General features: G+C 64.1%; 16 protein-coding genes. 7 read left to right on the top strand and 9 right to left on the bottom strand.

Annotated elements, in window-relative coordinates; translation table 11 throughout:
- Positions 1-174: 174 nt before the first annotated feature.
- The gene (locus RhoFasB10_RS07155) at positions 175-1,092 is read left to right on the top strand and encodes an SPFH domain-containing protein (RefSeq protein ID WP_068421292.1); all 918 of its coding nucleotides are present in this window, start codon (positions 175-177) and stop codon (positions 1,090-1,092) included.
- Between the two features lie 3 nt (positions 1,093-1,095).
- Complete coding sequence (locus RhoFasB10_RS07160; protein ID WP_068421296.1) at positions 1,096-1,293, top strand: hypothetical protein; 198 nt, start codon at positions 1,096-1,098, stop codon at positions 1,291-1,293.
- A gap of 40 nt (positions 1,294-1,333) precedes the next feature.
- On the opposite strand, the gene nrdF is transcribed toward RhoFasB10_RS07160, so the two are convergent.
- From nrdF to RhoFasB10_RS07190, 6 genes are all read right to left on the bottom strand, one after another.
- Positions 1,334-2,335, bottom strand: a complete 1,002-nt coding sequence (nrdF, locus tag RhoFasB10_RS07165) for a class 1b ribonucleoside-diphosphate reductase subunit beta (protein ID WP_068421299.1) — start codon at positions 2,333-2,335, stop codon at positions 1,334-1,336.
- Positions 2,336-2,386: 51 nt separating this feature from the next.
- Positions 2,387-4,549 carry a class 1b ribonucleoside-diphosphate reductase subunit alpha gene (gene nrdE, locus RhoFasB10_RS07170; protein ID WP_068421301.1) on the bottom strand — a complete coding sequence of 721 codons (2,163 nt, stop codon included), beginning with the start codon at positions 4,547-4,549 and terminating at the stop codon, positions 2,387-2,389.
- Positions 4,550-4,587: 38 nt separating this feature from the next.
- Complete coding sequence (nrdI, locus tag RhoFasB10_RS07175; RefSeq protein ID WP_243636881.1) at positions 4,588-5,052, bottom strand: class Ib ribonucleoside-diphosphate reductase assembly flavoprotein NrdI; 465 nt, start codon at positions 5,050-5,052, stop codon at positions 4,588-4,590.
- A gap of 23 nt (positions 5,053-5,075) precedes the next feature.
- Entirely contained in the window at positions 5,076-5,309 is a 234-nt protein-coding gene (locus tag RhoFasB10_RS07180) for a redoxin NrdH (RefSeq protein ID WP_068421582.1), read from the bottom strand.
- Between the two features lie 580 nt (positions 5,310-5,889).
- Positions 5,890-6,012, bottom strand: a complete 123-nt coding sequence (gene ykgO / locus RhoFasB10_RS07185) for a type B 50S ribosomal protein L36 (protein ID WP_068421304.1) — start codon at positions 6,010-6,012, stop codon at positions 5,890-5,892.
- Between the two features lie 29 nt (positions 6,013-6,041).
- Positions 6,042-6,608, bottom strand: a complete 567-nt coding sequence (locus RhoFasB10_RS07190; protein ID WP_068421306.1) for an NAD(P)H-dependent oxidoreductase — start codon at positions 6,606-6,608, stop codon at positions 6,042-6,044.
- A 105-nt stretch (positions 6,609-6,713) separates the two neighbouring features.
- On the opposite strand from RhoFasB10_RS07190, the gene RhoFasB10_RS07195 reads away from it, so the two are divergent.
- A complete protein-coding gene (locus tag RhoFasB10_RS07195) occupies positions 6,714-7,310 on the top strand; it encodes a TetR/AcrR family transcriptional regulator (protein WP_068421585.1) in 597 nt (198 codons plus the stop codon).
- 6 nt (positions 7,311-7,316) lie between these two features.
- Here the strand turns inward: RhoFasB10_RS07195 and RhoFasB10_RS07200 are convergent, their stop codons facing one another.
- On the bottom strand, positions 7,317-8,081 hold the full coding sequence (locus tag RhoFasB10_RS07200; protein WP_068421310.1) for a fructosamine kinase family protein: 765 nt from the start codon (positions 8,079-8,081) through the stop codon (positions 7,317-7,319).
- Between the two features lie 36 nt (positions 8,082-8,117).
- On the opposite strand from RhoFasB10_RS07200, the gene nadE reads away from it, so the two are divergent.
- Positions 8,118-8,963: an ammonia-dependent NAD(+) synthetase gene (gene nadE, locus RhoFasB10_RS07205; RefSeq protein ID WP_068421313.1), complete on the top strand. Its 846-nt coding sequence runs from the start codon at positions 8,118-8,120 to the stop codon at positions 8,961-8,963.
- A gap of 19 nt (positions 8,964-8,982) precedes the next feature.
- Here nadE and RhoFasB10_RS07210 read toward each other — a convergent pair whose 3' ends face one another.
- Entirely contained in the window at positions 8,983-9,225 is a 243-nt protein-coding gene (locus RhoFasB10_RS07210) for a MoaD/ThiS family protein (protein WP_068421316.1), read from the bottom strand.
- Positions 9,218-10,288, bottom strand: coding sequence for a GTP 3',8-cyclase MoaA (gene moaA, locus RhoFasB10_RS07215; RefSeq protein WP_068421319.1), 1,071 nt, complete (start codon positions 10,286-10,288; stop codon positions 9,218-9,220). Before moaA ends, RhoFasB10_RS07210 begins: the two co-directional genes overlap by 8 nt.
- Positions 10,289-10,531: 243 nt before the next feature.
- Here moaA and glp point away from each other — a divergent pair, with 243 nt between their 5' ends.
- The 3 genes from glp to RhoFasB10_RS07230 are packed head-to-tail and all read left to right on the top strand — an operon-like array spanning position 10,532 to position 13,112.
- The gene (gene glp, locus RhoFasB10_RS07220; RefSeq protein WP_346764362.1) at positions 10,532-11,716 is read left to right on the top strand and encodes a gephyrin-like molybdotransferase Glp; all 1,185 of its coding nucleotides are present in this window, start codon (positions 10,532-10,534) and stop codon (positions 11,714-11,716) included.
- A complete protein-coding gene (gene moaCB / locus RhoFasB10_RS07225) occupies positions 11,713-12,702 on the top strand; it encodes a bifunctional molybdenum cofactor biosynthesis protein MoaC/MoaB (RefSeq protein WP_167675798.1) in 990 nt (329 codons plus the stop codon). Before glp ends, moaCB begins: the two co-directional genes overlap by 4 nt.
- Positions 12,699-13,112, top strand: a complete 414-nt coding sequence (locus tag RhoFasB10_RS07230; RefSeq protein ID WP_157105206.1) for a molybdenum cofactor biosynthesis protein MoaE — start codon at positions 12,699-12,701, stop codon at positions 13,110-13,112. Before moaCB ends, RhoFasB10_RS07230 begins: the two co-directional genes overlap by 4 nt.
- Position 13,113: the final 1 nt, after the last annotated feature.

Genomic DNA, 13,113 nt, shown 5'->3' on the forward strand with positions numbered 1-13,113 from the left:
GCCTTCGGTCACTCGGAGTGAGCAGGGGACGCCCCTCGCTGGCATCCCGCCCCCACCCCGGCCGGACCGAGGGCGTCCCTTGCTCACTCCGAGTGACCGAACGTGACATTCGGTCGGTACGTGCGGCGGAAATGTGATATCACTTTAGTATCACTACGACGCAGGGAGACCGAAATGTCCACACCCACGACCGTCGCCGAGAAGCCGACGGGCACCCCCACGACGACGATTGCCGAACGCCCCGGTTGGGATCTGCCCGGTTGGTGGATGCTCGGGGCCGGCACCCTTCTCTTCCTCGGAAGCATCGCCGTGTTCGTTCCTGCAATCCTGTCCGAATCGATCCCGGGGGTCATCGGCAGCGTCGTGATCTTTCTGGTGGCGCTGACGGCATTGATGGGTCTCACCCTGGTGCAGCCGAATCAGGCTCGGGTGCTGCAACTTCTGGGCAGTTCGTACAGCGGAACGCTCCGCACGCCTGGGCTGCGATGGACGAACCCGTTGACCATCCGTAGAGCGATCTCCACCCGTATCCGCAATCACGAGACGGGTCAGTCGAAGGTCAACGATGCCGACGGCAACCCGATCGAGATATCGGCGATCGTCGTCTGGCAGGTGGCGGACACCGCATTGGCATCGTTCCAGGTCGACGACTACGAAGAATTCGTGGCCGTGCAGACCGAATCGGCGGTGCGGCACATCGCCGGCAGCTATCCGTACGACGCCGAAGGTCGAATGTCGTTGCGCGAGAACGCAGACGAGATCACGGCGGCGATGTCCGAGGAGGTGCACGCCCGGGTCAGGTCGGCAGGCGTCGAGGTCGTCGAGACGCGTATCAACCGTCTCGCCTATGCACCGGAGATCGCCCAGGCGATGTTGCGACGTCAGCAGGCCGGCGCCGTCATCGCAGCCCGTCAGCAGATCGTCGAGGGCGCCGTCGGAATGGTCGACATGGCGCTGTCGCGACTGGAGGAGAAGCACGTCGTCGAACTCGACGAGGAGCGAAAGGCCACGATGGTGTCGAACTTGCTCGTCGTCCTCTGCAGCGACCGGGATACTCAGCCCGTGGTGAACACCGGATCGCTCTACCAGTGACCCATGGCAGTCGAACGTAAGAAGCTGTTGCTGCGGCTGGACCCGGCGGTGCACGACGCACTGGCCCGCTGGGCCGCCGACGACCTCCGCAGCACCAACGCACAGATCGAGTTCCTGCTTCGTCGAGCGTTGACGGAGCAGGGACGAATGCCGAAGGACGCGGAGAAGATACGCAAACAGGGACGACCCCCGGGCTCGTGACGGCCCGGGGGTCGTCCCCGTCGCGACAACTACCGGAGGATCAGAAGTCCCAGTCTTCGTCTTCGGTGTTGACTGCCTTGCCGATGACGTACGACGAGCCGGATCCGGAGAAGAAGTCGTGGTTCTCGTCGGCATTCGGCGACAGCGCCGACAGGATCGCCGGGTTGACGTCGGTCTCGTCCTTCGGGAACAGACCCTCGTAGCCCAGGTTCATGAGCGCCTTGTTGGCGTTGTACCGCAGGAACTTCTTGACGTCCTCGGTGAGACCGATCTCGTCGTAGAGGTCCTGGGTGTACTCGACCTCGTTGTCGTACAGCTCGAACAGCAGCTCGAACGTGTACGCCTTCAGGTCCTCGCGCTCTGCCTCGGTGAGCTTTTCGAGTCCGCGCTGGTACTTGTATCCGATGTAGTACCCGTGCACTGCCTCGTCACGGATGATCAGACGGATCAGGTCTGCCGTGTTGGTCAGCTTTGCGCGCGACGACCAGTACATCGGCAGGTAGAAGCCCGAGTAGAACAGGAACGACTCGAGCAGCGTCGACGCGACCTTGCGCTTCAGTGGGTCGTCGCCCTTGTAGTAGTCGAGAACGATCTCTGCCTTGCGCTGCAGGTTCGAGTTCTCCTCGGACCAGCGGAACGCGTCGTCGATGTCGCGCGTGGAGCACAGCGTCGAGAAGATCGAGCTGTAGCTCTTGGCGTGCACCGACTCCATGAACGCGATGTTCGTGTAGACGGCCTCTTCGTGCGGGGTGACGGCGTCGGGAATGAGGCTGACGGCGCCGACCGTGCCCTGAATGGTGTCCAGCAACGTCAGGCCGGTGAACACCCGCATCGTCAACTGCTTCTCGGTAGCGGTCAGCGTCTGCCACGACGGGATGTCGTTCGAGACCGGGACCTTCTCGGGAAGCCAGAAGTTGCTGGTCAGCCGCTCCCAGACTTCCGCGTCCTTGTCGTCCGGGACGCGGTTCCAGTTGATCGCGGAGACGCGGTCGATGAGCTTGATCTTCGCCCCGTCCGCAGGCGAATGCGGTGCTGCTGTCATGAAATGTCCTTGCGTCGGTTCGACTCAGTCTAGATCAGTGAGCACTGCTCACTACAGCATGCAGCTGACGCAACCCTCCACCTCGGTGCCCTCGAGGGCCATCTGACGCAGACGGATGTAGTACAGCGTCTTGATCCCCTTGCGCCACGCGTAGATCTGCGCCTTGTTGATATCGCGGGTCGTCGCGGTGTCCTTGAAGAACAGCGTCAACGACAGTCCCTGATCGACGTGCTGCGTCGCCGCGGCGTACGTGTCGATGATCTTCTCGTAGCCGATCTCGTACGCATCCTGGTAGTAGTCCAGGTTGTCGTTGGTCAGGTACGGCGCCGGGTAGTAGACGCGACCGATCTTGCCTTCCTTGCGGATCTCGATCTTCGACGCCACGGGGTGAATCGACGACGTCGAGTTGTTGATGTACGAGATCGACCCCGTCGGCGGGACGGCTTGCAGGTTCTGGTTGTAGATGCCGTACTCCTGCACCGACTTCTTCAGCGCGGTCCAGTCGTCCTGCGTCGGGATGTGTACCTCGGCGTCGGCGAACAGCTTGGCGACGCGCGCCGTGCTCGGCTCCCACACCTGATCGGTGTACTTGTCGAAGAATTCACCCGACGCGTACTTGGACTGCGGGAAGCCCTTGAAGTACGACCCTCGATCCTTGGCGAGCTGATTCGACGCCTGGATCGCGTGGAACAGCACCGTGTAGAAGTAGATGTTCGTGAAATCGATGCCCTCGGTCGAGCCGTAGTAGATGCGCTCTCGAGCGAGGTATCCGTGCAGGTTCATCTGGCCGAGACCGATGGCGTGAGAGTCGTTGTTGCCCTGCTCGATCGACGGCACCGAGTAGATGTGCGTCTGATCGGAGACGGCCGTCAATCCGCGTATCGCGACGGCGATCGTCTTGCCGAAGTCGGGCGAATCCATCGTCTTCGCGATGTTCAGCGAGCCGAGGTTGCACGAAATGTCCTTGCCGACATGGCTGTACGACAAATCGTCGTTGAACAGCGACGGCGTCGAGACCTGCAGGATCTCCGAGCACAGGTTCGAGTGCGTGATCTTGCCCTCGATCGGGTTCGCCCGGTTCACGGTGTCCTCGAACATGATGTACGGGTAGCCGGATTCGAACTGCAGCTCGGCGAGCGTCTGGAAGAATTCGCGTGCCTTGATCTTGGTCTTGCGAATTCGCCTGTCGTCGACCATCTCGTAGTACTTCTCGGTGACGTTGATGTCGGCGAACGGGACGCCGTAGATGCGCTCGACGTCGTACGGCGAGAACAGGTACATCTCTTCGTTCTTCTTCGCCAGCTCGAACGTGATGTCCGGGATGACGATTCCGAGCGACAGCGTCTTGATACGGATCTTCTCGTCGGCGTTCTCACGCTTGGTGTCGAGGAACTTGTAGACGTCGGGGTGATGGGCGTGCAGGTACACCGCACCCGCTCCCTGACGCGCACCGAGCTGGTTGGCGTACGAGAACGAGTCCTCGAGCAGCTTCATGATCGGGATGACGCCGGAGCTCTGGTTCTCGATGCGCTTGATCGGCGCGCCGGCCTCGCGAATATTGCTCAGCAGCAACGCAACTCCGCCTCCGCGCTTGGACAGCTGCAGAGCCGAGTTGATCGAACGACCGATGGACTCCATGTTGTCCTCGATGCGCAGCAGGAAGCACGACACGGGTTCTCCGCGCTGCTTCTTTCCCGAGTTCAGGAACGTCGGCGTGGCCGGCTGGAACCGACCGGCGATGATCTCGTCGACGAGATCGGTTGCGAGAGCTTCGTCGCCGGCGGCAAGCGTCAGCGCGACCATGCACACACGATCCTCGAAACGCTCGAGGTAGCGCTTACCGTCGAACGTCTTCAGCGTGTACGACGTGTAGTACTTGAACGCACCCAGGAACGTCGGGAACCGGAACTTCTTCGAGTACGCGTGGTTGATGAGGAACTTCACGAACTCGCGCGAGTACTGGTCGAGCACCTCGGGCTCGTAGTAGTTCTCCTCGACGAGGTAGTCGAGCTTCTCGTCGAGGTCGTGGAAGAACACCGTGTTCTGGTTGACGTGCTGCAGGAAGTACTGGTTGGCCGCTTCGCGGTCCTTGTCGAACTGAATTTCGCCGTTGGGTCCGTACAAATTCAGCATCGCGTTCAGCGCGTGATAGTCCAGGTCGCTCGCCGACCGATCGGCCTTGACGGGTGCTGCCTCTGTGATGGTCGGTGCCACGGCGATCGCTCCAGTTCCTCGTGTGTTCCGGTGTGTGACTAGTGAATTTGTTCTGCGCGGCGGGACTCGCGTTCCCAGAAGTCCTCGAGCCCATCGCGTACTCGGTGAACATCCTCGGGCGTGCCCATCAGCTCGAATCGGTAGAGATACGGAACTGCGCACTTCTGTGAAATGACGTCGCCTGCAAAGCAGAACGAGTCACCGAAGTTGGTGTTGCCCGCTGCGATGACCGCTCTGATCAGAGATCGGTTGTGCTTCTGGTTGAGAAACTTGATGACCTGCTTGGGAACGTAATTGGTGTCACGTCCCAGGTACGTCATTCCCCCGCCATAGGTGGGCACGATCAGCACGTACGGCTGATCCACCACGAAGTTCTCAGGATGATGCAGGGGAATCCGACTGGCCGGAAGACCGAGCTTGACGACGAATCGGTGCGTGTTCTCGGACGCACTCGAGAAGTACACGATCGGATGCGTCGACCGGGGAGTGAGAGCGGAAGTCACACCTGCTCATCTCCATTTTCTGTTCAAGCAACGCTCGCGCTGAGCGCCTTGATGCGGTCGGGGCGGAAGCCCGACCAGTGCTCGTCACCGGCGACGACGACGGGAGCCTGCAGGTAGCCCAGCGCCATGACGTAGTCACGGGCCTCGGGGTCCTGCGAGATGTCGACGACGGTGTACTCGATGCCCTCTTTGTCGAGGGCGCGGTAGGTGGCATTGCACTGAACGCAGGCGGGCTTGGTGTAGACGGTGATGCTCATGAGGGGTCCCTTCTCCCTGGCCGAAATCGCGGTAAGTGTCCGAGATGTCGATATGCGCTGCGTGTTCTGTCGAGCGTTCGAGCCGACGCGTTCGTCTTCGAACTCGTCGACTTGCCCAGACCCGTGAACGTTCACAATTTCCGCGATCTCGGCAGGAGTTCCACCCGCTGCACAAGCCCATCGCCCGGTGGGATCAGCGGCTTGTCGCGTTGTGGCCTCTCGACGGTTCAAACACTACACCTAGTGGCCGACATATACCTACAACACGAGATGTTGCGAACAACATTGATGAAATTCCTGGTCATAGCCCTACGCATCTCGGAACGTCGTGGTCACGTCAGCGTGTCGCAGATCACAGGCTCGCGGTGACGTCGAACACAGAAGACGACGACTGCCGCCCGCCGTCGGCACGCAAGCCGACACGCCACACACAAAGGGTGAAAACTGCCTTCTCTCCGTCCGCACCGTCTCACTGGAGTGCCCCGAGCTCACCCGGCCCGAAACGTGCGAGACCCCCGAACTTCGCGAGTTCGGGGGTCCGGCAGAGGAAGCCCATTCAGCGCTGACGCGCTTCCACGTCTCAGCGCTGACGCGCTTTGAAGCGAGGCTCCTTCTTGTTGATGACGAACACCTTGCCGTGACGTCGCACGACCTGGGCGCCCGGCTTGTCTTTCAGCGATTTCAGCGAGTTGCGTACCTTCATGCGACAACCCTACCTGAAAACGATTGTCGTTATGCGCTGACCAGTTCGTTCGACGCCTTGACGAGCTCGGTGACGACCGTGGAGATCTGACCGGCCACCTCGGCGTTCTCCCGTGGGTGTCCCGTACCGAACTTGTCGATGGTGCCGCCGATGGTGAGTTCGACGTCCTCGAGCACCTTGCCGCCTGCGATGCCGACAGCCTTGCGGGCGTCGTCGTGCGCCCACTTCGCGCCGTTGCCACTGGGGGACGCGCTGATGACGGCAACAGGCTTGCCGACGACGGCACCCGCGCCGTACGGGCGCGACAGCCAGTCGATGGCGTTCTTCAGAACGGCAGGGATCGTGCCATTGTACTCGGGCGTCACCAACAGGAATGCAGTGGACTTCTCGGCGGCGGCGCGCAGCTCGAGAGCAGCGGCGGGAACTTTGCCGTCGACGTCGATGTCCTCGTTGTAGAACGGAACCTCGGCCAGGCCGGAGTAGACGACCACCTCGGCGCCCTCGGGGGCCAGCGATGCCGCGGTCTCGGCGATCTGCTTGTTGACGGAGTCGGCGCGGAGGCTTCCGACAAGTGCGAGTACCTGAGCGTTGCTCATGACGATCTTCCTTCGATGTATGGGTGAAAGCCGGTGTTCGATCAATTCCTACCACTCAACCGGACCGCGGTCCACTTTCATTCCCAACCGGGTAGACTGTCCGTTGTGACCGACTTCATGCTCCCCATCGCAGGCGAGGAGACCGAGCGCTGCGACGCGGCCCGCAACCGACGCCTTCTGCTGGATGCAGCTGCAGAGATGGTCGCGACCGTCGGCGCCGACGCGGTGACCATGGACGGCCTCGCCGCCAAGGCCGGTGTGGGCAAGGGCACAGTCTTCCGGCGGTTCGGAAGCCGATCGGGCCTGATGCAGGCACTCCTGGACCACACCGAGAAGGATCTGCAGGCCGCGTTTCTGTTCGGCCCTCCCCCACTCGGCCCCGGGGCCGATCCCATCGACCGCCTCGTGGCCTTCGGCCGCGCTCGCCTGGATTTCGTCCATGTTCAGGGCGAGGTGATGCGAGCGGCGGAGAATTCCCCGGGACTGCGCTATTCCGCGCCTGCCCACATGGTCAACTACACCCACGTGCTGAATCTGTTGCGCGCGGCGGGCGTCGACGGCGATCTCGAACTTCTCGCGTACGCATTGTTGACCCCGCTCGAGGCGACTCTCGTACTCCACCAGTTCCGCGACCTCGGAATGTCCATGGAACGCCTCGCCGACGGATGGGAAGCATTGGTGCGGAGGGCTACTCGCAACTGACGTGGTTCAGGAGAGTCGTGCGACGGCGTCGGCAGCCCGTCGTAGAGCAACTCCGTAGGAGGGTCCGTGGCCGGCGGCATGCACGGCGAGTGGATGCAGCTGATGCAGTGGTACGCGCTGTTTCCAACCGTCCCGCAGCGGGTGCACCGACCGATATCCGTCGACGATGTCGTCCAGCAACGGCGCACCGAACAACGGGAGCATCGCGAGATCGGTCTCGCGGTGGCCGCCGTGCGCGGCCGGGTCGATCATGACGACACCCGATGCGGTCCACACGACGTTTCCCGTCCACAGGTCGCCGTGAATGCGCGCGGGCGGGTCGGCGTCGTCGAACACCCCGTCGGCCACCGGACCGCACGCGCGCTCGACGTCGGCCGCGTCCGAGGTGGAGATGTTGCCCGCGTCGACCGCGGTTCGGAGGAACGGAAGAACACGTTCGGCGATGTAGAACGCACCCCACGAGGGATGTTCGACGCTGGACATCGGCCGAGCGCCGATGAACATCTGACCCGTGAAACCCTCCGGCGGACAACCGAACTGACGCGCGCCTGCATCGTGTGCGCCGGCAAGCTCGGCTCCGAACCTGCGGGCGGCGTCGCCGGTGGGCGACGTCGGAATCAGCCGTTCCAGTTCGATGTGAGTTCGATCGACGTCCAGGACGTCCACCACGGTTGCTCCCCCGTCGCGAAGCCACTGCAAGCCAGCGGCTTCCGCAGCGAAGAAATCCGGGTGTGCACTGCGATCGGTCTTCGAATACGTATCGGCAGACATCGCGCACCAGCCTACCGACCGCCTTAGGATGGCCCGATGGCCCTTCTCCGTTCCGAGCTGCGTACGCGTATCCAACGCGAATTGGCAGTCCAGTCCACCATCGATCCCGCCACCGAGATCACCCGACGCGTCGACTTCCTCAAGGCGTACCTCCGGTCGACGCCCGCTAAGGGCTTCGTTCTCGGGATCAGCGGCGGCCAGGACAGCACCCTCACGGGCAAGCTGTGTCAGCGAGCCGCAGCAGAGCTGCGCAACGAGGGGGCAGAGGCCGAGTTCCTCGCCGTCCGACTGCCCTACGGGGTACAAGCCGACGAAGCCGACGCCGAGGTCTCGTTGAAGTTCATCGATCCCGACCGCACGGTCACGGTCAACATCAAGGACGCTGCCGACGCGTCGGCGGTGGCCGCGGCACGGGCGTTGGGCACCGAGGCGACACGAGACTTCGTGCGCGGCAACATCAAGGCCCGCGAGCGCATGGTGGCGCAGTACGCGCTGGCCGGGGAGCTCGGCTACGTCGTCGTCGGTACCGACCATGCAGCCGAAGCGATCACCGGATTCTTCACCAAGTTCGGCGACGGCGGCGTCGACATCACTCCGTTGACGGGGCTGTCCAAGCGTCAGGGCGCGGCATTGCTGCGCGAACTCGGAGCGCCCGAGAGTACGTGGAAGAAAGTACCGACTGCCGATCTGGAGGACGACCGCCCGGCCCTGCCCGACGAGGAAGCCCTCGGCGTCACGTACACCCAGATCGACGACTACCTCGAAGGCAAGGAGGTCGACGACGACGTCGCCGAGAAGCTCGAGCGAATGTTCTTGAACACCCGGCACAAACGAGCCGTACCGGTCACACCCTTCGACGACTGGTGGACCACCGAGAACTGAACCGTTCGGACCGAGCTCTCTAGCCCCCCGCGAACGGCGGCAGGACATCCACCCTGTCGCCGAACGTGGCGGTCTCCTCGCGCGTGAGGTCGTCACCGACGAGAAACGCCGAGACGCGCAGCACATCCGCCATGACGTCGCCGTGCCGGTGTGCCACAGCCGCTTTCAGCTCTGCGATCGTGCTGCCCGGCTGCAGATCGAACGTCTCTTTCGCGCATCCCGCCTTGTCGGCTGCTCCTGCGAAGTACCGAACCTCAACCACCGATCGCTCCCATGCTTCTGGCCGGCGGCACGAAATCGTCCGCATCTATTCCATGGCCCGCCCACTTGTTCCACATTGCACCGCGCCACAGATCTGCGATGTCCTCGTCCGACGCTCCCCCGCGCAGCGCCGCACGCAGGTCGGTTTCGGAATCGCTGAACAGGCATGACCGGACAGTTCCTTCCGCGGTGAGACGCGTGCGGTCGCACTCCGAGCAGAACGAGCGGGTGACCGACGCGATGATTCCGACGGTGTCGGAAGTGCCGTCGACAGCCCACTCCTCGGCAGGCGCCGACGGATCCTCACGGCCCACCTCGCGCAGATCGAATCGGGCGGACAGAACGTCGAGCAATCGAGCCGCGTCGAGCATGCGCGAACGTGCCCACTCGTGATCGGCGTCGAGCGGCATCTGCTCGATGAAACGGAGCCGGACTCCCTCGTTCAGACACCATTCGAGCAAATCGGCTGCACCATGCAGTGTTTCGGGCATGAGCACCGCGTTCACCTTGACCGGCGTCAGGCCTGCCCGCTTCGCGGCGCGGATTCCCGCGAGAACCGACGGAAGCCGATCGCGTCGAGTCAGCTCCGCGAAATGTGCTCGGTCGATCGAATCGAGCGACACGTTGACGCGGTGCAATCCGGCGGCGGCAAGGCGCTCGGCACGGTGTTCGAGGCCGACCGCATTGGTGGTCATCGCAAGCGGAACGCCGGGTGCACGGGCGGAGGTCTGCGCGAGTATGTCCGCGAGATCGGCGCGCATCAACGGCTCGCCGCCGGTGAACCGCACTTCCTCGACGCCGAGGCGGGCGACGGCGATACCGACCAGACGCGCGATCTCCTCGGCCGAGAGCAAGTCGGGCGCCGGGATCGGTGGCAGGCCTTCCTCCGGCATGCAATACGTGCAGCGCAGCGAGCATTTCTCCGTGATGGACACGCGAAGATCGCGAGCCACACGCCCGAAACGGTCCAACAAACCAGGGACGTTCGGTCGATCGTCGGTAGTCGGAACCGCGGTGTTCTTCACCGAAGGGATGCCGAGCCCGACGACGCTGCTGACGGTCATGCACACCTTCTTTCCACGCAGACGTGGTCGTCGAAACTTCTTCCAGTATGCCGTTCCCTTCGGAGCCTCGACGATCGCTCCCCCTAACGGGGTCGTTCCTGCAGGCTCCACTCCCGGCAGAATGGGGTCGTTCCTGCAGGCTCTACTCCCGGCACCATAGGGTCGTTCCTGCAGGCTCCACTCCCGGCCTAGGATCGGTCACATGACGAAATGTGTTGCTCGGACTGCCAGGACGTGTCCGGCGTGAGCGCGGCCTCGGTCGAGGACCACGCAGCCCACGTCCGCGAACTGTTGCAACCGATGACGAATCGGACCGCCGAATCGGTCACCGTCGCCGACGCGGTCGGCCGCGTCGCGCACACCGACGTCGCGTCGCCGGTGGATCTGCCACTGTTCGAGAACTCTCAGATGGACGGGTACGCCGTACGTGCTGCCGACATCGCCTCGGTGCCCGCGGTTCTGCGCGTCGTCGGCACCGTCGCGGCGGGCGGTGCGCACGATCGCACTCTTCAGCCCGGTACCGCGCTGAAGATCATGACGGGCGCTCCCGTTCCCGACGGCGCCGACGCGATCGTGCCCGTCGAGAACACGACGAGTGACGGCGACGACGTCACCATCGACGTGTCACGTGAGGCCGGCGAGTACATCCGTCAGCAGGGCAGCGACGTCCGCCGAGGAATGGTGCTGGTACGCGCGGGACAACTGCTCGCGCCCCGGCACGTCGCCGTCCTCGCCGCCGTCGGACTGTCGCACGTCGACGTGGTCTCGCGGCCGCGCGTCGCGGTGATCACCACCGGAGCCGAACTCGTCGACGCAGGCAGCGACCTGCAGCCCGGACAGATCTACGACTCCAACGGAATCACGCTCGCAGCGCACCTTCGCGCGAACGGTGCCGACGTCGTCGCGGTCCTGCGCAGTTCCGACGACCCCGAGGTGTTCCGAGGTGTTCTGGCGAGCGCCGTCACCGCAGCCGATCTCGTCATCACGTCCGGCGGCGTCTCGAAGGGCGATTTCGAGGTCGTCAAGGACGCACTCGAGCCCATGGGCGGCACGTTCGGATCCGTACGCATGCAACCCGGCGGACCACAGGGCACAGCCGTCGTCGACGGTGTACCGGTGCTGAACTTCCCGGGAAATCCGGTCAGCACCGTCGTCTCGTTCGTGGTGTTCGCGCGCGACATCGTCCGCGAGGCGGCCGGACTGTCGCCGCTCCCGAAACACACCGTGCCACTGAAGAATTCGATCGACTCGATCCGGGGAAAGAGACAGTTCCTCCGCGGCAGCGTGCAGGACGGTCATGTCTCGCTCGTCGCAGGACCGGGCTCACACCTCGTCGCCGCGATGGCATGGGCGGACGTGCTCGTCGACGTCCCCGCCGACGTCACTGCCCTCGATGCGGGCACCGAGGTATCGGTGGTGGCATTGTGAGCGGCTTCTCTCACCTCGACTCCGAGGGCCGGGCACGCATGGTCGACGTCTCGTCGAAGTCCGACACCACCCGAATCGCCGTCGCCGCAGGAGAATTGGCGACGACGGCAGAAGTCGTCGCTCTCGTACGCGCCGACGGTATGCCCAAGGCCGACGTGCTCGCCACCGCGCGCATCGCCGGGATCTCGGGCGCGAAGAAGACCTCCGAGCTCATTCCGCTGTGCCATCAGCTGGCGTTGTCGTCCGTCGATGTCCGGTTCGGGTTCACCGACACCACCATCACCGTCGAGGCCACCGCCAAGACGAAGGGGGCGACCGGCGTGGAGATGGAGGCACTGACCGCTGTCGCCGTCGCCGGGCTCACGCTGCACGACATGGTGAAAGCCGTCGACCCCGCCGCGACGATGAACGGCGTCCGACTACTGACGAAGGAAGGCGGCAAACGCGGCCGTTGGTCGCGCGACGACGCCGCAGCCGCGACGTCGGAACCGGCAGGGCCGCGGTCGGCCGTCGTTCTGGTCGCATCGACGGGCGGCGCGCGCGGAACCCGCGAGGACACGACCGGCCCGGCGATCGCACGATGGCTGTCCGAGCGCAACTTCACCGTGCGCGGACCGTTGGTCTATGCCGACGCAGACATCGCAGCCGGCCTCGACGACGCCTTGTCGACGCGGCCCTCGCTGATCGTCAGCACCGGGGGTACCGGAGTGTCGCCCACGGACGCGACACCCGAGGCCACCGCGGCCGTTCTCGACCGCGAGCTTCCCGGCGTTGCCGACGCCATTCGGTCGAAGGGCACCCACGTCACCCCGCACGCGAATCTCAGCCGAGGGCTCGCAGGCCTGGCCGGGTCGACCGTCGTCGTCAACCTCCCGGGATCCCCGGGTGGCGTGAAAGACGGTCTCGCAGTACTGGATCCGATCGTCGACCACCTGCTGGCTCAGGTAGCGGGCGGCGGTCTCCACGACGACACAGAAGGACAGTGAAGTTCATGCTCGCCAGGATCTCGTCCGAACCGCTCGACGCCGCGGCCGTCGAAGCCGCCGTGTCCGGCCCGGAACACGGAGCCGTCGTCGTCTTCTCCGGGGTGGTGCGTGACCACGATGGCGGACAATCGGTCTCGGCACTCGAGTACCAGGCGCATCCCGACGCGGAGAAATTCCTCGAACGATGCTGCGCGGCAGTCGCATCGGAGTCCGGGCTACCCGTGGCCGCGGTACATCGAGTCGGCGATCTCGTCGTCGGCGACATCGCGCTCGTGGCCGCGGTTGCGTCCGCGCATCGCGCCGAGGCCTTCGCCACCTGTGCGACGCTCGTCGAGCGCATCAAATCCGAGGTGCCGATCTGGAAGCGTCAGCAGTTCGCCGCGGGCACGTCCGAATGGGTCGGACTGTAGG

Source organism: Rhodococcus sp. B10 (assembly GCF_011770055.1).
Taxonomy (GTDB): Bacteria; Actinomycetota; Actinomycetes; order Mycobacteriales; family Mycobacteriaceae; genus Rhodococcoides; species Rhodococcoides kyotonensis_B.